This window comes from Chitinophaga oryziterrae (assembly GCF_009758125.1).
GTDB classification, from domain to species: Bacteria; Bacteroidota; Bacteroidia; order Chitinophagales; family Chitinophagaceae; genus Chitinophaga; species Chitinophaga oryziterrae.
Window position 1 is genome coordinate 915,246 of record NZ_WRXO01000001.1, and the last position, 25,690, is coordinate 940,935.

The window sequence follows — 25,690 nt, forward strand, 5'->3', positions numbered from 1 at the left end:
GTAAAACAAAATACTAAATGGTCAATTGCAGCAATGCAACTGGCCATTTTCATTTATACCAGGCAGTCGGTGATCTGTTTCACTTTAACAGGGTCCAGCGGTTTGGTAATGTATGCCATCAGTTCTGGCGTACGTTTCACCTTTTGCATATCCCTCATATCCATTGAAGAAGAACACATTATGATAGGGATTTGTTGCTGCAGGGTGCCTTTGATGCCCCGGTAGGCATCAATAAAGTCCCATCCGTTCATCCGCTGCATATTCATATCGAGGATGATCAGTGAGGGAAGTGAACACAATGGCAGATGTTGTAGTTGCTCTATAGCATCCTCCGCACAAAGAAATGAAGTCACTTCCAGATGCTCGGTCTGTTGTTCAAGCATCTTTTTCAGGATGAAATGAAATATTTCATCGTCGTCTACAACGTACACCTGCTTAGAGTTTTCCTGCATAATTTGCTTCCTGTATTTTATCTCTGATAATAACATTCAAAAGAGCAAGGGGTCACTTAGTATATGCAAACGTATGCATACCCCGATTCACATAACTACGAACTTTCCAGATGCGCGGATGATCATCCCTGTAATAAAGTTACATGCAAAGAAACACTAATTAAACATATTTTTATATATGAGTTTTTCACAATAACTAATCATTAACAAAATGACTTTATTATTGTCTATTTAATAGTTGCAGATAATGAGGATTCCTAACATGCCCGGGCAAAAAAAATCCCAGATTCCTGATCCACAAGGGATAAAGAATCTGGGAGGTGGATCTGAGATCCGGCAGAGACTACTAGAACAGTCCGCCTTTCTTCAGGGTAACTTTACCTGAACCTATTTTATAACCATCATGATAGATCTCAACGCTGTAATCACCTGGTTTAAAGTCGGAATTCTGTTTCCAGTCCATACTAACGGTTTGTTTTTCACCCTGAGTATAGCTGACAGTCTTCTTAGCGGTATATAATTTTTCTGTACCGTCAGACAATGTAAACCTGCCTGAACCCAGTGCTTCAACAGCCAGTGGAGAACCATCCGGAGCAGAAATAGCTACATACAGTTCTTTATCGCCGGTTTCAGCAATCCTGTTTTCGTCCAGGTCAAAGGTAATACGCATCATATCTGCACGTTTAGCCTTTGTCGTTTCTACTTCCTTACCATTCTTCTTCACATTGATCGGCAGTAAGTGGATGTTGGAAGCATGCAGTACGGAACCCAGGCTAACTTTCTTATCCAGGTTTTGTTTCTGTACACCCAGGGAATCCCTTTCTTTACGTGCGTAATCACGCTCACCGGTGAGGACGATCTTTTCACCTTCCAGGCGTTCGATGGTCTGAGTATAGCCTTCGATGTTACCTTTCAGTTGTTCAATCATCTTACGTGCCTGTGCCAGTTCTGCCTGAGTTGCATTCTTGTTGCTCAGGATGCTCTGGATCCTGGACTTCATATCAGCCAGTTCCTTGTCTTTTGTTTTAACAAGGCTATCCATGCGGCTGTTCTGAGAAATCAGATCATCCAGACGTGCGTTGGCAGCATTGTATTCCTGCTGTAATGCATCCCTGGAAGAAGAGATGGAATCTATCTGCATACCTTGCTGAGCGATGGTATCAGTGGTCTTGTTCTTATCATACAACATGTAGATCCATGTACCGGCCAGTGCTGCGATCAGAATACCATATATGAGGCCATTACGGCTTCTTGGTTTTTCAGATCCGGGAGATCCCGGAGCAGGCTTGTTAAAAGTGTTCTCAGTCATAGTTGTTTTGTTTTTTATAGTTAAATTCTTATATGGTTAAAACTTGCTATACAAAGTTAAAGGTTAGAATTGTTTAATTTAGAAAAATTATAAACTGTTAATAACTGTGTTACCAAATATATCGCTAGATCAACTTTTACTCCTGGACATTGAAACAACTCCGGGTGTTTCCTCCTTCGACCATCTGCAGGAAAGGATGAAAGCACTATGGCTGGACAAAATTGCAAAAACTGCGCCAGATTCAACTGATATGGAAGGAGCATACGCAGACAGGGCCGGACTTTATGCCGAATTCGGCAAGATAGTGTGCATTTCAGCGGGATACTTCAGTGTGGAAAACAATCGTTATCAATTACGTATAAAATCTTTCTGCGATGATGATGAAAAGGTTGTATTAAACAGTTTTTTAGAATTGATAAATAAATTTCATATAAAATTCCCCCGTTTCCAGTTTGCCGGACATAATATAAAGGAGTTTGATATTCCTTTTATTTGCAGGAGGTCTGTTATTCATCAACTATCTTTGCCCCTTCCTTTACAGGTACATGGCTTCAAACCCTGGGAACTCCCCATGCTGGATACCATGCACTTATGGCGTTTTGGGGACTTTAAGAACTATACTTCACTGAAACTGCTGACCGCTGTCCTGGACATTCCAACACCCAAGGATGATATAGATGGCAGCATGGTAGGGAAAGTATACTGGGAGGAGCGGGACCTGGAGCGGATCGCCAGTTATTGTCAGAAGGATGTAATAGCCGTTGCACAGTTATTAACACGTTTTAAGGGCGTACCCCTGCTGCAACCAGACGATGTAGTATATATTAAATAGGTAATAAAGGATGGATTATCAGGATATTATAAAAGAATGGAAACAAAAGAAGTTCCGCTCTCTGTACTGGTTGGAAGGTGAAGAAGACTTTTTTATAGACCAGGTAAGTAACTATGCGGAGGAACATATACTGGATGAATCCGAAAGAGGGTTCAATCTCACCGTTCTATACGGTAAAGATACCGACTGGAGTACCGTTGTGAATGCCTGCCGACGGTATCCCATGTTTGCAGAAAGACAGGTAGTCGTTATCAAAGAGGCGCAGGCAATGAAGGATATCCTCAAACTGGAGTCCTATATAGATAAACCCCTGGAATCTACCATCCTGGTAGTGGCCCATAAACAAGGCAAAATAGATGGCCGCAGCAAAATGGCCAAGCTGATTAAAGACAGGGGGGTGCTGCTGAGTACCAAGAAGATGTACGATAACCAGCTGCCTGCCTGGGTTGAAGCTTATGTGCATGGATTAGGCAGGGCTATTTCCCAGAAAGCAGGTATCCTGCTGGTAGATCATATCGGGAACGACCTGGCCCGTATGGCCAATGAAATAGATAAACTGCTGGTAAACCTGCCGGAAGGGAAAAAGATAGACGAGAATGATATCGAGAAGTATGTAGGTATCAGTAAAGAATACAACGTATTTGAGTTACAAAATGCTATAGGTCAGAAGGATATCACTAAAGTAATGCGTATCATCCACTACTTTTCCTCTAATCCTAAAGCAGGCCCTATACAAATGGTCCTCCCTGCTTTGTATAATTTCTTTAGCAAGATGAATATGGTGTTTGGCGTAAAAGGGGGTGAAAAAGAGATTGCCGCTGCCCTTGGGGTACATCCGTTCTTTGTAAAGGATTATATAAAGGCTGCCCAGCAATATGGGGCGGAAGGGGCTGAAAAGGCCATCCTTTTACTGCATGCCTATAACTTACGCAGCATTGGTATCAATGACAGTGGGGTAGAGGATGGTGAGCTGATGAAGGAGCTGGTATATAAGATGATGTATTAAGCCAGCATTTCCCTGGCGATCAGGCTGTCTTTATCCATCTGAACGATCAGGTCTTCTATGTTATCGAATTTCTGGCTGGCGCGGATGAAGCCGATTATTTCCACCCTTATCAGCTGGTCGTAGATGTCTTCACTGAAATCAAACACATGCGCTTCCAGTCTGAGGTCCGTACCATCGAAAGTGGGGCGGGTGCCTATGCTCATTACGCCTTTTAAAGGAAGCGCATGCTTTTTCAGATGTACCCGGATAGCATAAATACCATGCGCCGGGATGAGCTTGCGCGGATCAGGCAACAGCATGTTAGCCGTAGGGTAACCCAGCTGACGGCCCATTTTATCCCCATGCACCACAGTGCCTTCCAGGAAATAATCGTATCCCAGTAATTCGTTGGCCAGGTGAATATTTCCTTCCTGTAAGCTCTTACGGATCTTGGTAGAGCTTACGGAGAGGTCATGTACTACCTGCTGGGGGATTTCTATCAACTGAAAGCCATAGCGGCTTTGTTCCACTTCCAGCAGTTCCAGTCCGCCTTCCCGGTTATGCCCGAAACGGTGGTCATAGCCGATGATGATGGTATGTGGTTTGAATCTTTCTATGAGGAAGTCTTCCAGGTAGGCCTGGGCAGACAGTTCAGAAAAAGCTTTTGTAAAAGGAACGATGACGAGGTGGTCTATGCCATGTTTGGATAACAGTTCAATCTTTTCGCCGAGGGTAGTAAGCAGGCGTACGGGATTGGTACCGGGTTGCAGTACTTCCCTGGGATGCGGATCAAAAGTTATGATCACTGTTTCGCCTTCACATGTTGCTGCTGCCTGCTGTAACTGCTGTATAATATAACGGTGTCCTGTATGAACACCATCAAAAGTTCCGATAGTAATAACTGCCCGCCTTAAAGCCGGCAAGTGGGCCAGGTCCCTGTGTATCTGCATAAAACGCCTTAAAAACGATCTGTATTCATATGCAAAATACAACATTTACGTGTGAGAATAGTCCGGGTTTACGCGCTACCCGTCCAAAATAGACACTAATCTGTTACTTTTGCACTTGATTGTTCATTTTAAAATTACTCAGTGGATCAGAATATCTACGCGCAGCGCGGTGTTTCGGCAGGAAAAGAGGATGTACACAATGCCATTAAGCATATCGACAAAGGACTTTTTCCGAAGGCATTTTGTAAAATAGTACCCGATATACTGGGCAGGCAGGACGAATGGTGCAATATTATGCATGCAGACGGTGCCGGTACAAAATCATCCCTGGCTTACACTTACTGGAAAGAAACCGGTAACCTGGACGTTTGGAGAGGTATTGCACAGGATGCCATCATCATGAACCTGGACGACCTGTTATGTGTGGGCGCTACTGAGAACATCCTGTTATCATCTACTATTGGCCGTAATAAACAACTGATTCCCGGAGAAGTGATTGCTGCCATTATCAATGGTACGGAAGAGATCCTGGAAGAGTTGCGCAGTTATGGTATCAGTATTTATTCCACCGGTGGTGAAACGGCTGATGTGGGTGACCTGGTGCGGACTATCATCGTAGATTCTACGGTTACCTGCCGGATGAAGAAATCTGAGGTGATCTCTAATCATACTATCCAGGCAGGTGATGTGATCGTTGGGTTGTCTTCTTCAGGGCAGGCTACTTACGAAAAGTCTTATAATGGCGGTATGGGCAGTAATGGCCTTACCTCTGCCCGTCATGATGTATTCAATAAAGAGGTGGCTGCAAAGTTCCCGGAGAGTTTTGATCCCGGTATTCCGGCTAACCTGGTATTCAGCGGTAAAAAATCCCTGACAGATAAGGTGGAGGTGCCTGGTTTTGGCGCTATTGATGCGGGGCTGCTGGTATTATCACCTACACGTACCTACGCACCGGTGATTAAGAAAGTACTGGAAGGCTACCGTTCCCGGATACATGGATTGGTACATTGCAGTGGTGGAGCGCAGACGAAAGTGCTGCATTTTATAGATAATCTGCATGTAATCAAAGATAACCTGTTCCCGGTCCCTCCTTTATTCAGCCTGATCCAGGAGCAGTCCGGTACCGGCTGGAAGGAAATGTACCAGGTATTTAATATGGGGCACCGCATGGAGTTGTATGTACCTGAGAACATAGCAGCGGAGATCATTAAGATCAGTAAGAGTTTTAATATTGATGCGCAGATAGTAGGAAGGGTAGAAGCAGCAGAGAAGAAACAGGTGACGGTGAAAAGCGAAAAAGGAGAATTTATATATCATTAAATAAAAAGAGAAGAGGCCCGTAACATACCGGCCTCTTCTCTTTTTATCCCCCCCATACAACCCTTATATACCTCTGGTATACCCTGCACAAAGCCCCTTCGGATTTCAGTCCGTAGTAAAACAGTGTGAAATAAATAATGAGAGTATGAGTTAACGGGCTGGCAATAAACTAATTAAGCCAGCAATAAGGAGATAAAGAACAGGGTACTTTTATTTCGTTATCTGATATCTTATAGGGAGGTTAAATTCCACCGCTACAAACTTTCCTTCCTGCGTACCAGGTATCCAGTTGGGCATAGCTTTTACCACCCGGATAGATTCATCTTCGAAGCCATAGCCTTTAGCCGCACCAACTGTTTTTACATGCTGTATGCTACCATCAGCGGCTACTACAAAATTTACGAACACAGTGGCATTTACATTTTTCTTTACAGCTTCTTTGGGATAATGTATTTGTTCCGACAGGAACTCCATCAGTGCTTTTTCTCCGCCGGGAAAGGTAGGTGGTTTCTCAACGAAAGTGTATACAGTGGTATCCTTTTTATCAGTTGTTTGTGCAACGCTATCGTTTTTCTGCAGACAACTGATGAATACAACGAGTGCGGTCAGCACCGGAAAGACAATCATCTTCTTCATAAGTGAGTGGTTTTTATGAGTGTTAAAAAGCATATTGATGCGCCGCTTAACCGGCTTGTGTGTGAAATTGTTGACGGTGGCCAGCAGCTTACTATCCAGGGTCATATACAGGATAGTTTCTGCATAATCCGCAGCATCCTTTTCAGCCGCTGCTTTATCGGCTATAAACTCATGCACCATACTCAGTTCCCGTTTAAACAGGTGAAAGAAAGGATTCACCCAGCACATAGCGCATAGTACCTCCATCAACAGTTTATCTGTAGTATGATGACCATTTATATGCGCCAGTTCATGACGCAGGATCTGTTGTCCTTCTTTGCTGTCTGTATTAAAATCATTATGCAGGAATATGTTCCTGAAGAAGGAAAAAGGAGACTTTATCTCTTGATTTTCTACCAGCTGATAGCCTGTAAGTTTATTCACACGGCTCTTCTTAAGCAGCAGGTACACGCGCCGGCAGTTATATGCTATTCTGCATAACAATCCGGTTGCAACCAGTCCGTAAAGGATACCTATAAGCAGACCCGGAGTTACAAAGAAGTCAGCAACAGGCTTATTATTAATAATAAATTCCTGCATGGTGATCAGTGGCGCCGGGGTATCTGCAGAAGGATACAATGACACAGGAATTTTAAGCAGCGGCAGTACCAGTGATAAAAGAGGCGCCAGCAACAGGTAATACCTGTTCCACTGATGAAAATGATTGTCTCTCAATGCCAGCGCATAATAGGCATACAATACGCCGGAACAGATAAATACCTTGATAAAATAAATACTAAGCAACATCATTGTTTTTTGTTTTTAGCGTCCTTTATCTGATCCAGTAATTGTTCGAGTTCATTCACGCTGATATCTTTTTCTTTTACAAAAAAGGATACCATTTCACTGAAGGAACCGGCGAAATAACCTTTTACAAAATGCTTCATGGTATTCCGGCTGTAATCGTCTTTGCTGATAAGGGAAAAATACTGGTGAGACTTACCATATGCTTTATAATCAACAAAGCCTTTTTCGATTAAGATCTTTACCAGCGTGGATACCGTGTTGTAATGCGGCTTGGGTTCCGGCATGGCATCAATCAGTTCTTTAACGAATGCAGGACCTGTTTTCCACAGTGCCTGCATGATCTGTTCTTCTGCTTTTGTTAAAACTTTTACGCTGCTCATCTGGTATGTTTTAGAAGTCTGAAACTAAGATAAAACTAATTATTTAGTTATCAAACTATATTTTTAGTTGGTCATGCATCCCTTTCGATTTTCCCTGAGAGTATATTTCAAATAATTGTAAATCAGTTGATTTTAAAACAGCATACTTGCTTTTTGCCATACAAATTAACAGTGTCTCCGGGGAGAGTTAGAGAGTAGAACATACTTTGAACATGGTCAGGAGATAGATTGAACATACTTTGATCGGCCCCGGCCCCGGCCAAAGTATGTTCAGCCTATGTTGAACGTATAGCCAATTCCATAACACTCCCCGATGTCACCAGCTTGTATCCCGGGTGGGCACTCCCTTTTAGTTTGAAGTTGTCTTATACTACCCGGAATAGGGGTTAACATAGGTCAGGAAGTGCATAAACCTTCCTCTATACGCTTTATAATTGTTAATTGACTATGATATAACCGGTATATAAGCCCTATCTATATAAGTACAGCTTATATACCTGTTATATAGGGGTTATATAGGGGTTATATAGGGCTTATATACGGGTTATATACCTGAAGGCACAGAGTATCAGTAGGTTAACAGGATAGACTAATATTTCGATGCTTTTTTACTACTGATTATCAATATATTAAACTATAATGAGAAATATAATGGCAGGAAATATGGCAAATATTAAGCGTCAGAACAGACTTATAACAAAGGATACCAGCTGCCTTTACCGGGTAAAAACTTCCCCTACGGTTATTATTTATAATTGGCTATTTTTGTTTTACTACTAAACTCATTTTCATAGGACATATGGCCGAGCAACCGATTATACAGTTATCAAATGTGAATATATACCAGGGGAATTCCCTGATCCTTTCTGATGTGAATATCAGTGTGGACAAGGGAGAATTTGTGTACCTGATCGGTAAAACGGGTACGGGAAAATCCAGCCTGCTGAAAACGCTCTATGGCGATCTTTATCTGCGCGAGGGAGCAGGACAGGTAGTAGGATTTGACCTGAAGAAGATGGACTGGAAGAAGGTGCCTTACCTGCGCCGTAATCTGGGAGTCGTTTTCCAGGATTTTCAGTTGCTGACAGACAGGACGGTGCATGATAACCTGAAATTTGCCCTGAAGGCCACCGGCTGGGAGGATAATAAGAAGATGGAGGAAAAGATCCATGATGTACTGGAAAAGGTAGGATTGGGGACAAAGGGCTTTAAAATGCCATATGAACTGAGTGGAGGCGAGCAACAGCGCGTGGATATTGCCCGGGCAATGCTGAATTCCCCTAAATTGATCCTGGCAGATGAGCCTACCGGTAACCTGGACCCCGAGACTTCAGACGGAATTATGCAGTTATTATTCCGTATCAGCCGGGAAGAAGGCGCTGCGGTGGTGATGGCCACGCATGATTATATCCTGCTGCAAAAGTTCCCTTCCCGCGTACTGCGCACGGAAAACGGACGGGTAACGGACAACGCAACGATCAATTTTGTATAAGCAATTCGTATTCAAAGGGGACTCTTCCGGGGAAGCTCCGGAAGCCAATTATTATTTATGATTGTTAATTCGTAATTTTTAATTTACCTTTGCCTCCGGAAAAATAGCGAATAAATAAACCTTTATCATTTTATTATTTATCAAAGATGTCTTACTTAACTGTTGAAAAGAAAGCCAATATTTTTAAAGAATTTGGTGGAAACGAGAAAAATACAGGTTCATCAGAAGCGCAAATCGCACTGCTGACAGAGCGTATCAACAGCATTTCCAGTCACCTGAAAGCAAACAAAAAGGACTTTTCTACACACCGTGGTTTAATGAAGATGGTAGGCCAAAGAAAGCGTTTGCTTTCTTACCTGTCTAAAACTAACCTCACAGGCTATCGTGCCTTACTTGAGAAGTTAGGTCTCAGAAAATAACAAAGAACTTTTTTATAGCGCTATTCCCAACTTATTAGGTTGGGAATAGTTTTTTTTTAGGTATACCAATTTAATCCTCACTTTTTATGAATCTGACACCTATTTCAGTCAATTTCGATATAGGAGATGGCCGGATCGTGACCATTGAGACTGGCAAGTTAGCCCGCCAGGCAGATGGTGCCGTTACGGTACGTCTAGGCAATAGTATCCTGCTGGCTACTGTTGTCGCAAATAAAACTCCCAAACCAGGACAATCATTCTTTCCACTTACTGTTGACTACCAGGAAAAATTTGCTTCTGCAGGCCGTATCCCGGGTTCGTTCTTTAAACGCGAAGGTAAACTGTCTGATTCTGAAGTTTTAATATCCCGTCTGATCGACCGCGCGCTGCGCCCGCTGTTCCCTGATGATTATTACTGTGAAGTACAGGTACTGGTTTCCCTCATTTCTTCTGATGCAGAAGTGATGCCGGATGCCCTTGCTGCGCTGGCTGCTTCTGCAGCACTGGCAGTTTCTGATGTGCCCATCCAGGAAATCATCTCCGAAGTAAGGGTTGCCCGCATAGATGGCAACTTCGTTGTAAATCCTAACCGTACCCTGCTGGAAAAAGCAGATATGGACTTTATCATAGCCGCTACCGAAAAGAACATCATGATGGTGGAAGGCGAAAGTAAGGAGTGCAGTGAAGAAGATGTAATCAAAGCGATCGAGATCGCTCACGCAGCCATTAAAGTACAGGTGAAGGCGCAGGAAGAACTGCATAAGCTGGCTGGCAATAAAGCGAAACGTCCTTTTGAATTACCGCGTGAGAACGAAGAACTGAAAGCTAAAATCGCCGCATTCTCTACAGACCGTATCCTTGCAGTAGCTAAAGCTGCAATGGGTAAGCACGAACGTGGAGATGCATTTGATGCTATAAGTAAAGAACTGGTTGAATCCCTGGGCGAATTGCCTGAGGAAGATGCTCCGTTGGTAGGTAAATATTTCCATGACCTGGAAAAAGAAGTGATCCGTAACATGATCCTGGACGATAAGGTTCGTCTGGATGGCCGTAGCCTGGACCAGGTACGTCCACTGAACATGGAAGTGGATATCCTGCCTTCTCCGCATGGTTCTGCACTGTTCACCCGTGGTGAAACACAATCTTTAACAACGGTGACCCTGGGTACTCCGGATGACGAGCTGCTGATTGAAAGCGCTGCTGTTTCCAAGTATTCCAAATTCATCCTGCATTATAACTTCCCACCTTTCTCTACAGGAGAGGTGAAAATGATGCGCGGCCCCGGCCGTCGTGAAGTGGGTCATGGTAACCTGGCAATGCGCTCTCTGAAGCAAATGATGCCGGGTAGTGACTATGCTTACACTGTAAGGGTAGTATCTGATATCCTGGAATCTAATGGTTCTTCTTCCATGGCTACCGTTTGTGCCGGTTCACTGGCGCTGATGGATGCGGGTGTTCCTTTGCCTAAACACGTTTCCGGTGTGGCAATGGGTCTTATCTCCCGTGCTGCCGATGGAAAATGGGCCGTACTGACAGATATCCTCGGAGATGAAGATCACCTGGGAGACATGGACTTTAAAGTAACAGGTACCCGCGAAGGTATCGTGGGTATCCAGATGGATATCAAGGTGGATGGTTTGAGCATGGACGTAATGCGTGCTGCATTATCCCAGGCCCGCCAGGGACGCCTGCACATCATTGAGGCCATGTATGGCTGTATCGGTGCTGCACGCCCTGAACCAAAACCACATGCTCCACGTATGGAGAAACTGATCATCGACCGCGAATTTATTGGCGCTGTGATCGGACCCGGTGGTAAAGTTATTCAGGAAATTCAACGCGAAACCGGTACTAACATCAACATCGAAGAAGTTGGTGAAACTGGTGAAGTAAGCATTTTCTGCGCGAACAGAGAAGGTCTGATGAAGGCCCTCGACTGGATAAAAGGCATCGTTGCCGTACCTGTAGTAGGTGAAGTATACGAATCAACCGTTAAGTCAGTGATGCCTTATGGTGCGTTCGTAGAGTTCCTGCCTGGTAAACAAGGTTTGTTACATATCTCTGAAGTATCCTGGAAACGCCTGGAAACTATGGAGGGTGTGCTGACAGACGGTGAAAAAGTAAAGGTGAAACTGGTAGGTACCGATCCTAAGACCGGTAAGTTCAAATTAAGCCGTCGTGTGCTGATGCCAAAACCGGAAGGTTATGTGGAAAGGCCTGAAGGTGACCGTGAAGACAGAGGCGAACGCAGAGACCGTGGTGACAGAGGAGATCGTGGTGGTGACAGAGGTGGCGACCGTGGGGGACGTCCTTCCTTCCGCAATAACGATCGTGGTGGCGACAGAGGCGGTGACCGCTTTGACCGTGGTGACAGGAACGACCGTGGCCCACGCCCGTCTCCCAAATCAGAACCGGATGAGCCTACTTTCGACGAACAGTAGAATCGACTTGATTTAATATACTTAACAGCCGTTCTGAGTTATCAGAACGGCTGTTTGTTTTTAATTTAAAAGCTCCATTAACAAAACATAATAGGCTCCGTTAGGAGCTTTTTAAGGCTTTTATGTTTTACCATTCTTAACATTTTCCCCACGTTATTTCTTTTTTCATGATATATTTCGCAAAATGATTTTCACGTGAAAAGTACGCATGCACTCATCATGCTGGCCCTGTTGTTTTCAGGTTTCGCACAGGCCGGCCAGCTTCCTCCTCAAAAGGAATATTATAGTATTCTCGTCTATCATCTGAAAGATGCTGCCCAGGAAACCCGCCTGGATGCTTATCTGAAAGATGCTTTATTACCAGCCGTTCATAAAGCCGGTATTACCAGAGTAGGGGTCTTTAAACCTATAGACAATGATACCACGGCAGACCGCCGTGTATATGTATTCATACCCGGCCGTTCAGCAGAACAACTGCTTAAGCTGCCTGGCCAGTTACTGACAAACAGCAGCTATGTCAGCGCAGGTAAAGACTATATTGATGCAGCCTGGGACCAGCCGGTATATACCCGTATGGAAACCATCATCCTGGAAGCATTTCCCGGTATGACCAAAATGGAAGTGCCTGTATTGAAATCTGCTAAAAGTGAAAGAGTATACGAGTTACGCAGTTACGAAAGTGCATCTGAAAAACTGCACCAGAACAAAGTAGATATGTTCAACAAAGGAGATGAAATCGGTCTGTTCAAAAGACTGGGCTTTAACGCTGTATTTTATGCAGATGTATTGAGCGGCAGTCACATGCCTAACCTCATGTACATGACTACTTTCGAGAACCGCGCATCCAGGGAAGAACACTGGAAAGCATTCAGCAGTGATCCTGTATGGAAAGCATTATTGCCACAGCCGCAATACGCTCATAATACTTCTCATTCAGATGTGATTTTATTACACCCCGCAGAATATTCTGATTTCTAAAACAAGAGAGGCCATATCAGAAATGATACGGCCTCTTTTCATAATTGTTGCAATCCGTAAACTAGCTCTTTGCCTTCACATACTGCTCTATATAAAAATTACTTTCCTTGAAAATAATCTTACCTGTAGGCAACTTGTATATCTTAAACGGTTGTCCGTCAATATCTTCATAAAACACTGAATACTGAGGTACAGAAACCTTACTCGACCTGTCTATCACCTTGATCCTTGCATCAGTTAAAAGCGTTGTTAACAGCTCTTCGATGTAAGGGAGAAGGATACCTTCATTGGGCGTCCAGAACAGTGTGAATTTATCAGTATTGAAATTGAGATCCGTATGAGAAGAATCTGCCAGGTACGCTTTTGCCTGCAGAAAATGCGATTGCACTTCCGCCGGTGTCAGGTGACTGAATTGTATGTTACGGAACGTCCTGTTATTATAACAATTGTTCTGCAGCATGGTATCCAGTACCTGGAAATAGTTCTGTAAATCTACTTTGTTGATAACGAGAATACTGGTAGAAGTCTGGTAGGTAATAGAGTCCTTCATGGTATCATCAGGCAGTAACTTGATGATCTCCTGAGCTTTGGTGGCCACGCATAGCGCAAGCCCTGTAATAAATAAAATTAAGGTCTTCATTAAAATATGGTTTACATTAAGAATTATGCAAATATATTCATTTTTTTCTATGTTAATGCCAGTGAGTCTCAGATGCGATCAAATCATTAACATTACAATAACATGTACTACATCTTACGCGGTATAAATAGCTGATTATCTTGTTTTACCTTTATTCTCTATGTCACATACATCAATCACCCTTACCTGTAACGCAGAGCTGAAGGATATCCTCATCGCCGAATTATCCGAGAGCGGATTTGAAGGTTTTGAGGAGAGGGGTAACGAATTAGTTGCCTATATCCCCGAGAATGATTTTAGTGAAGTTGCCGTTGAAAGGCTGACTAAGATCTATGGCATTTCCTATAAAAAGGAGAATATTGCACAAACAAACTGGAATGCAGTTTGGGAAAGTAATTTCGAACCCGTGCGTGTAGATACTTTCTGCGGTATCCGCGCTGGTTTCCATCCACCTTTTGATCCGCAGCCACAGCACGAGATCATCATCACACCTAAAATGTCTTTTGGTACAGGCCATCATGCCACTACCTCCTCGATGATACGCCTGATGAAGGATGTGGAGTTCAGAGGCAAAAGAGTATTCGATTTTGGAACAGGAACAGGTATCCTGGCTATCCTGGCATCCAAAATGGGCGCATCTGTGATCGAGGCCATTGATATCGACGAATGGTCGGTAGAAAACACCAAAGAAAATATTATCACCAATAATGCGCTGGCTGTAAAAGTATGGCGGTCAGATACCCCTAAAAGCATTATAAATACTTATAATGTTGTATTGGCGAATATCAATCGCAATATTTTACTTGAATTTATGGGAGATATGCGCCGTTTGCTGGTAAGCGGGGGCGTATTGCTACTTAGCGGTATCCTGAAAGAAGACGAAAAAGCGATATTGGAAGCTGCAAGACAGCATGCTTTAGTACTGGACCAACAAATAGAAAAAGATAACTGGCTGGCAATGAAGTTATTAGCAAGGTAATAAACCAGGCGTTAGAAATAACTTATATGAAAGTGTCTGATTATCCCATCTTTGTGTTAATTAAAATCTTAATATTAGCTTAACTTTAACGCTGGAATTTACTATCTTAGCAAAACCTAACTTATTTTGATGCTTGAATTATTGTTGCTTTTTTGCGCTTATCTGATCGGATCTATACCTACTGCGGTTTGGGTCAGCAAAGGGATTTATGGTATGGACATCCGGGAGTATGGTAGCGGCAATGCCGGTGCCACCAACACTTTCCGTGTGCTTGGATCTAAAGCCGGGACCTTTGTAATGATTGTGGATATGTTCAAAGGTGTATTGGCAGTTCGTCTTTCTTACCTGTTATCTTACTATCACAATCCTGATCATCTTACACAACTGGTCAATTTCCAGATAGGTCTGGGACTGGCGGCCGTAGTTGGCCACATCTTCCCGATCTGGGCAAATTTCCGTGGTGGTAAGGGTATCGCCACATTATTTGGCCTGGTACTGGCCATTCAGCCCCTGGTAGCGATCTGCTGTGTAGGTGTGTTTCTGCTGATCCTGTCACTGACCAGGTATGTATCCCTGAGTTCTATTATTGCCAGTATAGCCTTCCCTATTCTCATTTTGTACATCTTTAATGAGCCGGAAGTATTTTACCGCATATTTGCGATCGCTGTTGCGCTGATGGTGGTGCTTACTCACCAGAAGAACATTACCCGCCTTTTAAGTGGTAATGAAAATAAAGTACCGCTGTTCAAGAACAGACGGACAAGGGACTAAAACCTGCACTTCCTTTCTGGCATATCTATTGCTCTAAAGATCAAAAATATTAACTTTCCGACGCTTTTGATTATTACCGGTCCTGTATCCGTAATAATCAAAAGCGTATTATTAACTGTAGCAAAAAGTCCTGTTTAAATTCGTTCTCAGATGCAAAAGAAATTCCTTTTAATCGGTAGTCTTGCTTTAATGATGGGTTGTGCCCGTGTCCCTATTACCGGTCGCAGCCAGTTAAACCTGATCCCCGAAAGTACTATGCAGTCAATGGCGCTGCAGGAGTACCAGACGTTTTTAACAACCAACAAAGCTATATCCTCTGCCACCAGCAAAGATGCTGAAATGGTAAAGAGGGTAGGACAGCGTATTTCTGCTGCGGTTACCCGTTATATGGCACAGAACAACTTATCTGCTGAAGTAGCTAATTATAAATGGGAGTTTAATCTCGTGGATAATAAAGAGGTGAACGCCTGGTGTATGCCCGGTGGTAAAGTAGTGGTATATACAGGTCTATTGCCTGTGACACAGAATGAAACTGCGCTTTCCTGCGTAATGGGCCATGAAATTGCACATGCTATTGCGCGTCATGGTAACGAGCGTATGAGTCAGCAACTGGTATCTCAGGGTATACAGGTAGCAGGACAGGTAGCGCTTAACCGTAATCCTACTGCGCAGAATGTTTTCTTACAGTCGTTTGGTGTAGGTAGTAACCTGGGGTTACTGGCTTTCTCCCGTAAGGATGAACTGGAAGCCGATCACCTGGGTGTTATCTTCATGGCAATGGCGGGTTATAACCCACAGGAAGCAATTCCTTTCTGGAAGCGTATGGCGAGTGCCAGCACCGGTAGCAAACCACCTGAGCTGACAAGTACGCATCCGAGTGATGACCGTCGTATCGCACAGTTACAGGCTGTTATGCCGGAAGCAATGAAGTATTATCAGCCGATAAAATAATGGGTGCAGAGCAAAGCTCTGCAAAACCACTTCAATTTTTTTGTGATGGTGCGCGAAGCACCATCACAAAAAATGACTTTTATTTCTCTATTATTATATCTACCACCTTCCTGTTCTTCTGTACCTTCATCTTATCCGGTACATGTGCCAGTATTTCCTTCTTAAACGCCTCAATAAGCGCCTGTTTAATAAAGAACCTATGAGTTACCAGGCTAATCTCCCTAACCGGCTCAGGGGCCTTAAAATACCTCACCATGTTCATCTGGCGGGCTGACAGGTCCTGCAAAGACAGTTCCGGCAGAATAGTATAGCCTGCGTTCAGGTCAACCATCCTTTTCAGTGTCTCTACGCTACCCGTATTATACTCCAGGTTCTTATATTCACCCATCGTGAATTTATCTTTACAGATATTCAGCACCTGGTTACGCATACAATGCCCTTCGTTCAGCAGCCATACATCCCGTGCATCAATATCTTCCGGTTTAATATACTTCTTTTCAAACAGGCTGTTAGTTTTGGCAGCATACACTACAAAAGACTCATAAAACAAGGGTTGTTCTTCCAGGTTGGGATTCTGCAGGGGAGTCGCTAACAACCCGCAATCCAGTTGCTCCTGTTTTAACAACTGCACTATCTGTTCTGTAGGATGTTCCCATATCTCCAGTTTTACCTTCGGATATTTCTTCATGAAACCTGTCAGAATTCTTGGCAGTAAATAAGGCGCCAATGTAGGAATGATCCCTACACGCAAAGTACCCTGTACTTCTTTTTTATGCCCTGCGATAATCTCTTTGATCCGGCCACTCTCTTTGAGTATGATCCGGCCCTGCGCTACTACCGCAATACCTATTTCTGTAGGTACAACGGGCAGTTTACTTCTGTCAAATATCTTTACTCCCAGCTCATCTTCCAGCTTCTGTATCTGCATACTAAGCGTAGGCTGTGTAACAAAACACTTTTCGGCTGCAACGACAAAACTTCTATACGTATCAACCGCAACAACGTATTCCAATTGGACTGTGGTCATATCACAAAATTAAACAGCCTTGAGGTATTGATGAAATCTATTTCTCCGGTGAAAGATATAGGCAGGAAAAAATAAAGGCCCCTAACGGAGCCTGTGATAAGTGTGAATATTTTGCTACAAACACGGGGCTCCTAACCGAGCCTCTTGTATTTAAGGCTCCGTTAGGAGCCCCGTGTTTGCAGACTAGAAAATCCTATATCTGTATTTGATCTTATCCGTGTTGTTATACAGTTCTTTTATGTTGATAGAAGCCTGTATTTCTTTCACTGCATCATCTTTCAGGTTACGGAACTCAGCTTGTTTGGCATCAATAACACTCTTATCAGCTAATCCGTTATCCTGTGCTATTTTCAAAGAGCTGTTTACCTTACCATAATAAGAGTCCAGTAAAGTAAAATATTCATTATAAAGATTTTCGAAACGTTTGGTTTGCAGGATCAGATCTTCCAGCTGGTTATTTACCTCTTTCAGATTTGGATTCTCACGCAGTAATGCTTCGTAATCTATCTTTTTACCTTTGGTATATTTGGTTTCAAGATCATTGAAAAATACCACTACTTTTTCCTTTTTGAAATCAAAGAAGAAATCATTCAGTGTTTCTCCAATAGATTTATTTCCACGCTGCGGCAACTGGTATTTCAATGCACTGGCAGTGAACATGATATGATCATACAGATTATCATGTAATAAATTCAACTGATCTTTATTGAAATTCAAACCATATTCAAACTTCTGGTTCGCATCATTCAACGCACTGTAATACACTACGTATTTATTGAGTTCTTTCTCAAACTCTTTTAAAGTTTTCTGATTGATCTCTTTATTATTCACACTCACACTGTGCAGGAAATTCATCACAGAGTTAGCAATAGCTAAAGGTGGCGTTAAAGATGTGAAGCTCTGGAAGATAGGGCTGGCGATAATGGATTTGGTAGACTCTATGATCTTACTGTTCTTCTCATCCTTATCACCTTTACCTTTTAACACTACCTTTTCTACCAGTTCCACGATACGGTCGCTCAGTGAAAAGCCCAGCTCTTTACTTTCCGGGTTATTCAGGGATGTGATGAATATGTCGAGGTTACTGGTAGTAGTACGTGATTTCAGGTCAATGATCTTTTTATTCAGCAGGTAATATGTTTCGCTGGCATATACGATGTTGTTCCTGATGAGCTCATACTTGGTGATATTATCGATTTCGCGGCCCTGCAATAATCCCTGAATGGCATTGGAGTTTTGCTTGTCGCTGTCCGTAATACGTTGTAATTCATCAACAATCCTCCTGAGTGTGGTGTCGGCTGCCCTCACCTGAGGCATAACAGTCTTCAATTCGTTAGGGTCCTGTACTTTAGTAGGTTCCTGCGCGTTGGCCAGTTGAAAACCAGTAAGGAAGATCAATAGTAGTGTCAGATATCTCATCATAGATTTTAAATGCATGTTGTTGCCTGGTTTAAGTGCAAATTCATTCACTTGAGGGTGCGACATTTTCGGTAGGCCGGTAAAATACACAGCCCCCAGTTTCGACCTGTAAGTGTTTTTTGCATGCTATGCACGCATTTCAATAACAAAAAGCTAAGAAAATATGGTGCCAAAAAACTTTTCGCTGCAAAGATAACAATTTATAATAAGTTGAAATTGTCAGTCTTTCAACTACTTTATTACCTTTGCAGCCAAATTATCCACTTTCATGTTAAATAATAAGAAGATAGTGGTGGTATTGCCGGCATATAACGCAGCTTTAACACTGGAAAAAACTTACCTGGAAATACCCATGGATATCGTGGATGACGTGGTACTGGTGGACGATGCCAGTAAGGACGATACAGTAATTGTTGGTAAACAGCTGGGTATCAGGCATATTATCCGTCACGACAACAACAAGGGGTATGGCGGGAACCAGAAATCCTGCTATAACAAGGCATTAGAGCTGGGCGCTGATATTGTGATCATGTTACATCCTGATTATCAATACACTCCCAAACTGATAACGGCAATGAGTTCCATTATTGCCAACGAAGTATACCCTGTTGTGCTGGGTTCCAGGATTCTGGGCAAAGGCGCCTTAAAAGGCGGTATGCCGGGTTATAAATACGTATTTAACCGTTTCCTCACCCTGGCTCAGAATATCCTTATCGGGCAGAAACTGAGTGAATATCATACCGGTTACAGGGCTTTCTCCGGGGAGGTGCTGAGGGATATCGACTATATGGCCAACAGCGACGACTTTATCTTTGATAATGAGATGTTATCGCAGATCTTCATGAAAGGATATGAGATAGGAGAGGTAACCTGTCCAACCAAGTATTTCGATGAAGCCTCCAGCATTAACTTCAAACGCAGCAGTATTTACGGACTTGGGGTATTGCGTGTATCATTACAGCACCGTTTGCATAAATGGGGACTGATAAAAGCAAAAATCTATAATTAACCCTTATGGGCTTACAGTGGGAATTAGCTAAGAAATACCTGCATTACTATTTTACTGCCGGCAACCGCCATGATGTGCATTCTCCCTTTGTATATACACTGGTAGAGGAGATCCTGCGCGATAAAAAGAAACCGGCAGCCTTCAGGGAAATTGAGCAGGTACGCAAGTCCCTGCTGCAAAGTGATGAAACCCTACAGGTAACAGACCTGGGTGCGGGTTCACTGGTAAACAGCGGTACAGAGCGGAAAGTGAGGGATATTACCCGCAATGCAGCCAAACCGGCTAAATACGGACAGCTTTTTTACAGGCTGATCCAATACTATAAACCGGAATACCTGCTGGAGCTGGGTACTTCCATGGGCATGTCTACTTCCTATATGGCCAAAGCTGCTCCCAATGCCCAGGTGATCACAATAGAAGGATGTCCGAACATCGCTGCCCGTGCAGCGCAGAATTTTAAGGACTTACAGTTAAATAATATCAAACAGTACGTGGGCAACTTTGATGCGGTATTACCTGCTGTATTACAGCAAGTGCCCAAGCTGGATTATGTATATATCGATGGTAACCATCGTTCTGCGCCAACATTACAATACTTTGAGCAATGCCTGGGCAAAGCCCATGACGAGTCCCTGTTCATCTTTGATGATATTCACTGGACGCCGGATATGGAAGCTGCCTGGCATACCATTCAACAGCATCCAAGGGTCACCTTCACCATAGACCTGTTTTTCATAGGATTGGTGTTTTTCCGTCCGGACATGAAAATCAAACAGCATTTCATACTGAAGTACTAGGTTATTATTATCTTGGGGAAAACATTCCAGGATGAAAAAGCTTTGTTACCTGATTATCTTCTTATGCATGCAGCAGTTTGCCCAGGCCCAGGGGTATGATGCTTACACTCGTGAAACATACATTCATAACGGAGATACGCTGCGCTACCGCATGCTTGCCCCTCTCAATTATGATGTCCATAAATCCTATCCGCTGGTAATTTTCCTGCATGGTGCAGGAGAAAGAGGCCGTGATAATGCAGCCCAGCTAATACACGGTGGGAGTTTATTCCTGGAAGATTCCCTGCGCAGGGAATATCCTGCTTTTGTGATCTTCCCGCAATGCCCATCGGATTCTACCTGGGCGCCTTTTCACCTGAAGAGGGACAGCACGGGTAAAGTGACGGGATTTGACTTCCTGGCGGCTGACCGTCAGCCGACTCCCGGACAGCTCGTAAAGTCCCTGCTGGACAGCCTCCTGGCTACCCATAAAGTAAACAGTAAAAAAGTATACATCGGTGGATTGTCTCTCGGAGGTATGGGAACATTTGATATGCTGGCCCGTTATCCTAAAACATGGGCAGCAGGTTTCCCTATCTGCGGTGCAGGTTTTGCAGAAAATGCAAAGAAGTTTGCGAAGATACCGGTGTGGATTTTCCATGGAGGAGCAGATCCTGTAGTACCGGTTACTTATTCGCAGAATTATTATAAGGCATTAAAGGCATTACATGCAGATGTGCAGTATACAGAATATCCGGGTGTAGGACATAACAGCTGGGATAATGTTTTTGCAGAACCAGGGTTATTGAAATGGCTCTTCTCAAATACAAAGAAATAAAAATAAAAACGCCCCGGCACTTGACCGGGGCGTTTCTCCACTCTGCACAGGATTTGAATTGTTAACTATTTGATGACAGCAATAACTTCTTTTACAGTTGCTATTGTCTTGTCCATATCTTCGATCGTTAAAGCGTTACTGATAAACCAGCTTTCAAAAGCAGATGGTGGAAGATAGATTCCACGTTCTAACATGGCATGAAAGAAGTTCTTAAATAATTCATTGTTGGCTCCGGATGCGGCATCAAAATTAATGATAGGATATTCTGCGAAATGAACACTCAACATAGACCCAAGGTTATTTACCTGATGAACAATGCCTGCTGCACTTAATGCTGATTGTATTCCACCTGACAGATAAGCTCCTTTTTCCGCCAGTTGCCGGTATATATCCGGGTTTTCGTCCAATGTCTGTAGTAAAGTATATCCTGCTATCATGGCAATTGGATTGCCGCTCAAAGTTCCTGCCTGGTATATCTTACCAACAGGCGCTACGTGTTGCATAATTTCACGGCGTCCGGCAAAGGCTCCCACTGGCATACCTGCGCCAATAATCTTGCCAAAGGTAACCAAATCTGCTTTAATATTAAACAGTTCTTGTGCACCCCCTCTTGCCAATCTGAAACCAGTCATTACTTCATCAAAAATCAGCAGGATATTATTGGCATCACATACTGCACGCAAGCCTTCCAGGAAGCCCGGTTGTGGCAGGATACAGCCCATGTTACCAGCTACCGGTTCTACAATTATGGCTGCAATCTGGTCCGGAAATTCTGCTACCAGCTTTTCTACTGCCGGCAGATTATTATATGGGGCGGTCAGGGTGTCTGCTGCAACGCTTTGCGTAACACCCGGAACGGATTGTATATCAAGTGTAGCCACGCCACTTCCCGCACTCACTAAAAATGCATCTGCATGACCATGATAATTACCTTCAAATTTGATGAATTTATTGCGACCGGTAAATCCTCTTGCTACTCTTAAAGCAGACATACAGGCTTCCGTTCCTGAATTCACCATACGTACCTGGTCGATGTTAGGCACCATATGCACGATCAGTTCCGCTATCTTTGTTTCGAGCTCAGTAGGCGCGCCGAAAGAAGTAGAGTAGGTAGCATATTCCTGGATTTTTTTCACCACTGGTTCATACGCATGACCCAGGATCATCGGACCCCATGAATTGATGTAATCTATGTAGGTATTGCCATCCACATCATACAGGTAAGCGCCTTTGGCGCTCTTCATGAAAATGGGCGTACCGCCTACACCTTTAAATGCACGCACCGGTGAATTAACGCCACCCGGGATAACTCTTTGTGCCCTCTCAAATAATGTTTTACTCAGATTGTACATGGTGTTCATTGTATTTTATGATTGCAATAACCGCACCGCATCTTTTGCAAAGTAAGTAGCTATCAGATCTGCACCCGCACGTTTGATGCTGGTCATGATTTCCAGGACCGCTTTATCTTCATCCAGCCATCCCATTTTAGCGGCTGCTTTTACCATCGCATACTCACCACTTACGTGATAAGCGCTTACCGGTACTGTTACACGGTCCTTGATGATCCTGATAATATCCAGGTAAGCCAGCGCTGGTTTCACCATCACGATATCTGCTCCTTCCTCAATATCCATCAGTGTTTCCTTGATGGATTCGCGGGAATTCGCATAATCCATCTGGTATGTTTTCTTATCTCCGAAACCAGGTGCGGAATCCAGTGCATCACGGAAAGGACCGTAAAAGCAGGAAGCATATTTGGCACTGTATGCCATAATGCCAACGTTGGTAAAGTTATTATGTTCGAGGGTATTACGGATAGATAAAATCCTGCCGTCCATCATATCGCTGGGTGCCACAAAATCTGCTCCTGCTTCTGCATGGCTGAGGCTCATGCGTGACAGTACCTCTACTGTTACATCATTCACGATCTGTGTGCCTTCTACGATACCATCGTGGCCGTAGGTAGAGTAGGGGTCCAGCGCCACGTCCGTCATCACTATCATCTCCGGAATGGCATTTTTTATGGCTTTGATACCACGCTGCATTAACCCATGGGGGTTTACGGCTTCCGTTCCTTTATTATCTTTTAATTCATCCGGGCATTTGATAAACAGTAGTACACTCTTAATTCCCATGCTCCAGAGTTCTTTCGCCTCTTTTACGGTGAGGTCCAGCGAATGGCGGAAATAACCTGGCATTGAACTGATCTCTTCTTTCACATTCTCTCCTTCAACGATAAATAAGGGAGCGATAAAATCGCCGGGCCTTAATATTGTTTCTGCTACCATCGCACGAATGGCCGGAGATGTCCTCAAAATCCTGTTTCTGCGTATCATGATTTGTATTTTATGATGGTTATACGGCCCATTCCCTGGGCTTGAGATATTCTTCCAGTTCAGCTTCCGGGCTACCTGGTACTGTATGATAATCATACTCCCAGCGGGCTCTCGGAGGCAGGCTCATTAAAATAGATTCTATCCTTCCGTTCGTTTTTAAACCAAACAGCGTTCCTCTGTCGTGGATCAGGTTAAATTCCACATAACGTCCGCGTCTGTATTCCTGCCAGTCTTTCTGGGCAGTTGTATAAGGAAGGTCCTTTGTTTTGTTTACTATTGGCAGATAAGCGTGTATGAATGCTTCTCCGTTTGCTTTTGCAAAGCTGAACAGATCTTCTGCGGTACGTTCTGCTGTCGGGCGCAGATAATCGTAAAATATACCGCCTATACCTCTTGCTTCGTTATTACGATGTTTGTTTACAAAGTATTCGTCGCAATGTTTTTTATAGAGAGGATATAACTCTTTTCCGAAAGGATCGCAGGCATTTTTAAATGTCTGATGAAAGTGAATGCCATCTTTTTCATCCAGGTAATAAGGGGTGAGATCTGCTCCACCGCCAAACCAGCTGTCTTTCAGATTACCCTGTTCATCATACAGTTCGAAGTAACGGAAGTTAGCATGAACGGTAGGTACGAAAGGATTGATAGGATGGATGACCAAAGAGACGCCACAGGCCATGAACTGCGCCTCGCTCACGCCAAACTGTCTGGCCATCAGTTCGGGCAATTGTCCATGTACCACAGATGTATTTACGCCGCCTTTTTCAATCACAGCGCCATCTGCAATGACGCGGGAAATACCGCCGCCACCACCGGGACGTTCCCAGCGGTCCTCACGGAATTTAGCTTTCCCGTCTACTTCTTCCAGTGCAGTACAAATCTCGTTCTGCAACCTTTGTATAAGCGCTATAAAGTTCTCTTTGATACTCATTTATATTCCTTTACAGTATCTACAAATGCTCTTGCATGATCTACAGGCACGTTTGGCAGAATACCATGGCCTAAGTTAGCAATGTAGCGATGGTTCCCAAAACCGGCCATCATTTCCTTCACGGCCTTTTTAATTTCCGGGATAGGGGCCAGCAGTCTGGCCGGGTCGAAGTTCCCTTGTAACGTAACGTTGTTACCGGCAAACTGTCTTGCACGCTGAGGCTGTATGCACCAGTCGATACCCAGGCAGTTAGCGCCTGTGGCTGCCATTTCTTCCAGTGCGAACCAGGCACCTTTGGCGAATACGGTTACCGGAGCCGCATCTTTTACCGCAGCAACGATCTGCCGCATATAATAGAGGGAGAATGTTTCGAAGTCCTGCGGACTTAATAACCCTCCCCATGAATCGAATAGCTGTACACAGTCGGCCCCTGCTTCCACCTGTGCTTTCAGGTAAGCGATCGTAGTATCTGTGATCATCTGTAGCAGCTTATGTGCAACAGCAGGTTGCTGATAACAGAATGCTTTGGCAGCATCAAATGTTTTAGAACCTTTGCCCTGTACCATATAACACAACAGTGTCCATGGAGCGCCGGCAAAACCGATCAGCGGCACAGCACCATCCAGTGTTTTTTTCGTTAAACTCAGTGCATCGAACACATAGTGCAATGTATCTTTTACATCAGGTACTACCAGGCGTTTCAGGTCTTCTGCACTTTTAACAGGGTCTGGTAATACCGGGCCTGTTTTTTCTATCAGCTGTACTTCCATACCCATTGCCTGTGGAACAACCAGTATATCTGAAAAGATGATCGCCGCATCTACACCTACCTGGTGTACCGGCATCACGGTAATTTCGGTAGCCAGTTCGGGTTTCATGCAACGTTCGAAGAAGGAATATTTTTCCCGCAATTTGATGTAATCAGGCAGATATCTGCCTGCCTGGCGCATCATCCATACGGGTGTACGTTCTGTTGTTTCTCCGCGTAAAGCTTTCAGCAAAAGGTCATTCTTCAATGCACTCATTTGTA

General features: G+C 43.8%; 25 protein-coding genes. 13 read left to right on the forward strand and 12 right to left on the reverse strand.

Going from position 1 to position 25,690, the window contains the following annotated elements; all coding sequences use genetic code 11:
* Window positions 1-53 precede the first annotated feature (53 nt).
* Both GO495_RS03700 and GO495_RS03705 read right to left on the reverse strand, forming a co-directional pair.
* Window positions 54-452, reverse strand: a complete 399-nt coding sequence (locus GO495_RS03700; protein WP_157298336.1) for a response regulator — start codon at window positions 450-452, stop codon at window positions 54-56.
* Between the two features lie 346 nt (window positions 453-798).
* Window positions 799-1,761, reverse strand: coding sequence for a hypothetical protein (locus GO495_RS03705; protein WP_157298337.1), 963 nt, complete (start codon window positions 1,759-1,761; stop codon window positions 799-801).
* A gap of 106 nt (window positions 1,762-1,867) precedes the next feature.
* Between GO495_RS03705 and GO495_RS03710 the strand changes: the two genes are divergently transcribed.
* Both GO495_RS03710 and holA read left to right on the forward strand, forming a co-directional pair.
* Window positions 1,868-2,593, forward strand: coding sequence for a ribonuclease H-like domain-containing protein (locus GO495_RS03710; protein WP_338075353.1), 726 nt, complete (start codon window positions 1,868-1,870; stop codon window positions 2,591-2,593).
* A gap of 10 nt (window positions 2,594-2,603) precedes the next feature.
* Window positions 2,604-3,599 carry a DNA polymerase III subunit delta gene (gene holA, locus GO495_RS03715; protein WP_157298338.1) on the forward strand — a complete coding sequence of 332 codons (996 nt, stop codon included), beginning with the start codon at window positions 2,604-2,606 and terminating at the stop codon, window positions 3,597-3,599.
* Here holA and GO495_RS03720 read toward each other — a convergent pair.
* Complete coding sequence (locus GO495_RS03720; RefSeq protein WP_157298339.1) at window positions 3,596-4,528, reverse strand: bifunctional riboflavin kinase/FAD synthetase; 933 nt, start codon at window positions 4,526-4,528, stop codon at window positions 3,596-3,598. The genes holA and GO495_RS03720 overlap by 4 nt on opposite strands.
* 141 nt (window positions 4,529-4,669) lie before the next feature.
* Here GO495_RS03720 and GO495_RS32505 point away from each other — a divergent pair, with 141 nt between their 5' ends.
* Window positions 4,670-5,848, forward strand: coding sequence for an AIR synthase related protein (locus GO495_RS32505; RefSeq protein WP_338075354.1), 1,179 nt, complete (start codon window positions 4,670-4,672; stop codon window positions 5,846-5,848).
* Between the two features lie 210 nt (window positions 5,849-6,058).
* Here GO495_RS32505 and GO495_RS03730 read toward each other — a convergent pair whose 3' ends face one another.
* Window positions 6,059-7,273 carry a TonB family protein gene (locus tag GO495_RS03730; protein WP_157298340.1) on the reverse strand — a complete coding sequence of 405 codons (1,215 nt, stop codon included), beginning with the start codon at window positions 7,271-7,273 and terminating at the stop codon, window positions 6,059-6,061.
* Window positions 7,270-7,650, reverse strand: coding sequence for a BlaI/MecI/CopY family transcriptional regulator (locus GO495_RS03735; RefSeq protein ID WP_157298341.1), 381 nt, complete (start codon window positions 7,648-7,650; stop codon window positions 7,270-7,272). The genes GO495_RS03730 and GO495_RS03735 overlap by 4 nt, the downstream gene beginning before the upstream one ends.
* A gap of 799 nt (window positions 7,651-8,449) precedes the next feature.
* Here GO495_RS03735 and GO495_RS03740 point away from each other — a divergent pair.
* From GO495_RS03740 to GO495_RS03755, 4 genes are all read left to right on the forward strand, one after another.
* Window positions 8,450-9,142 (forward strand): cell division ATP-binding protein FtsE, encoded by a 693-nt coding sequence (locus tag GO495_RS03740; protein WP_157298342.1) that lies wholly within the window; start codon window positions 8,450-8,452, stop codon window positions 9,140-9,142.
* A gap of 146 nt (window positions 9,143-9,288) precedes the next feature.
* Complete coding sequence (gene rpsO, locus GO495_RS03745) at window positions 9,289-9,561, forward strand: 30S ribosomal protein S15 (RefSeq protein ID WP_157298343.1); 273 nt, start codon at window positions 9,289-9,291, stop codon at window positions 9,559-9,561.
* Between the two features lie 86 nt (window positions 9,562-9,647).
* Window positions 9,648-12,002: a polyribonucleotide nucleotidyltransferase gene (locus GO495_RS03750; protein WP_157298344.1), complete on the forward strand. Its 2,355-nt coding sequence runs from the start codon at window positions 9,648-9,650 to the stop codon at window positions 12,000-12,002.
* Between the two features lie 195 nt (window positions 12,003-12,197).
* Complete coding sequence (locus GO495_RS03755) at window positions 12,198-12,980, forward strand: NIPSNAP family protein (protein ID WP_338075355.1); 783 nt, start codon at window positions 12,198-12,200, stop codon at window positions 12,978-12,980.
* Between the two features lie 61 nt (window positions 12,981-13,041).
* On the opposite strand, the gene GO495_RS03760 is transcribed toward GO495_RS03755, so the two are convergent.
* On the reverse strand, window positions 13,042-13,620 hold the full coding sequence (locus GO495_RS03760) for a hypothetical protein (RefSeq protein ID WP_157298345.1): 579 nt from the start codon (window positions 13,618-13,620) through the stop codon (window positions 13,042-13,044).
* 160 nt (window positions 13,621-13,780) lie between these two features.
* Here GO495_RS03760 and prmA point away from each other — a divergent pair, with 160 nt between their 5' ends.
* The 3 genes from prmA (at window position 13,781) to GO495_RS03775 (ending at window position 16,321) form a co-directional block, all read left to right on the forward strand.
* Complete coding sequence (prmA, locus tag GO495_RS03765; RefSeq protein ID WP_157298346.1) at window positions 13,781-14,599, forward strand: 50S ribosomal protein L11 methyltransferase; 819 nt, start codon at window positions 13,781-13,783, stop codon at window positions 14,597-14,599.
* Between the two features lie 129 nt (window positions 14,600-14,728).
* The gene (plsY, locus tag GO495_RS03770; protein ID WP_157298347.1) at window positions 14,729-15,370 is read left to right on the forward strand and encodes a glycerol-3-phosphate 1-O-acyltransferase PlsY; all 642 of its coding nucleotides are present in this window, start codon (window positions 14,729-14,731) and stop codon (window positions 15,368-15,370) included.
* Window positions 15,371-15,520: 150 nt separating this feature from the next.
* On the forward strand, window positions 15,521-16,321 hold the full coding sequence (locus tag GO495_RS03775; RefSeq protein ID WP_157298348.1) for a M48 family metallopeptidase: 801 nt from the start codon (window positions 15,521-15,523) through the stop codon (window positions 16,319-16,321).
* A 79-nt stretch (window positions 16,322-16,400) separates the two neighbouring features.
* On the opposite strand, the gene GO495_RS03780 is transcribed toward GO495_RS03775, so the two are convergent.
* Window positions 16,401-17,348, reverse strand: a complete 948-nt coding sequence (locus GO495_RS03780; protein WP_157298349.1) for a hydrogen peroxide-inducible genes activator — start codon at window positions 17,346-17,348, stop codon at window positions 16,401-16,403.
* 183 nt (window positions 17,349-17,531) lie between these two features.
* A complete protein-coding gene (locus GO495_RS03785) occupies window positions 17,532-18,785 on the reverse strand; it encodes a hypothetical protein (protein WP_170302625.1) in 1,254 nt (417 codons plus the stop codon).
* A 250-nt stretch (window positions 18,786-19,035) separates the two neighbouring features.
* On the opposite strand from GO495_RS03785, the gene GO495_RS03790 reads away from it, so the two are divergent.
* From GO495_RS03790 to GO495_RS03800, 3 genes are read left to right on the forward strand one after another with little or no spacing between them, the layout of a single operon-like run.
* Window positions 19,036-19,776, forward strand: a complete 741-nt coding sequence (locus GO495_RS03790; RefSeq protein WP_157298351.1) for a glycosyltransferase family 2 protein — start codon at window positions 19,036-19,038, stop codon at window positions 19,774-19,776.
* 5 nt (window positions 19,777-19,781) lie between these two features.
* Entirely contained in the window at window positions 19,782-20,573 is a 792-nt protein-coding gene (locus GO495_RS03795) for an O-methyltransferase (RefSeq protein ID WP_157298352.1), read from the forward strand.
* 31 nt (window positions 20,574-20,604) lie between these two features.
* Complete coding sequence (locus GO495_RS03800; protein ID WP_157298353.1) at window positions 20,605-21,390, forward strand: carboxylesterase family protein; 786 nt, start codon at window positions 20,605-20,607, stop codon at window positions 21,388-21,390.
* A gap of 65 nt (window positions 21,391-21,455) precedes the next feature.
* On the opposite strand, the gene hemL is transcribed toward GO495_RS03800, so the two are convergent.
* From hemL to hemE, 4 genes are read right to left on the reverse strand one after another with little or no spacing between them, the layout of a single operon-like run.
* Complete coding sequence (hemL, locus tag GO495_RS03805; protein ID WP_240915143.1) at window positions 21,456-22,751, reverse strand: glutamate-1-semialdehyde 2,1-aminomutase; 1,296 nt, start codon at window positions 22,749-22,751, stop codon at window positions 21,456-21,458.
* A gap of 6 nt (window positions 22,752-22,757) precedes the next feature.
* Window positions 22,758-23,729, reverse strand: a complete 972-nt coding sequence (gene hemB / locus GO495_RS03810) for a porphobilinogen synthase (protein WP_157298354.1) — start codon at window positions 23,727-23,729, stop codon at window positions 22,758-22,760.
* 19 nt (window positions 23,730-23,748) lie between these two features.
* Window positions 23,749-24,660: an oxygen-dependent coproporphyrinogen oxidase gene (gene hemF / locus GO495_RS03815; protein ID WP_157298355.1), complete on the reverse strand. Its 912-nt coding sequence runs from the start codon at window positions 24,658-24,660 to the stop codon at window positions 23,749-23,751.
* Complete coding sequence (gene hemE, locus GO495_RS03820) at window positions 24,657-25,685, reverse strand: uroporphyrinogen decarboxylase (protein WP_157298356.1); 1,029 nt, start codon at window positions 25,683-25,685, stop codon at window positions 24,657-24,659. The genes hemF and hemE overlap by 4 nt, the downstream gene beginning before the upstream one ends.
* Window positions 25,686-25,690: the final 5 nt, after the last annotated feature.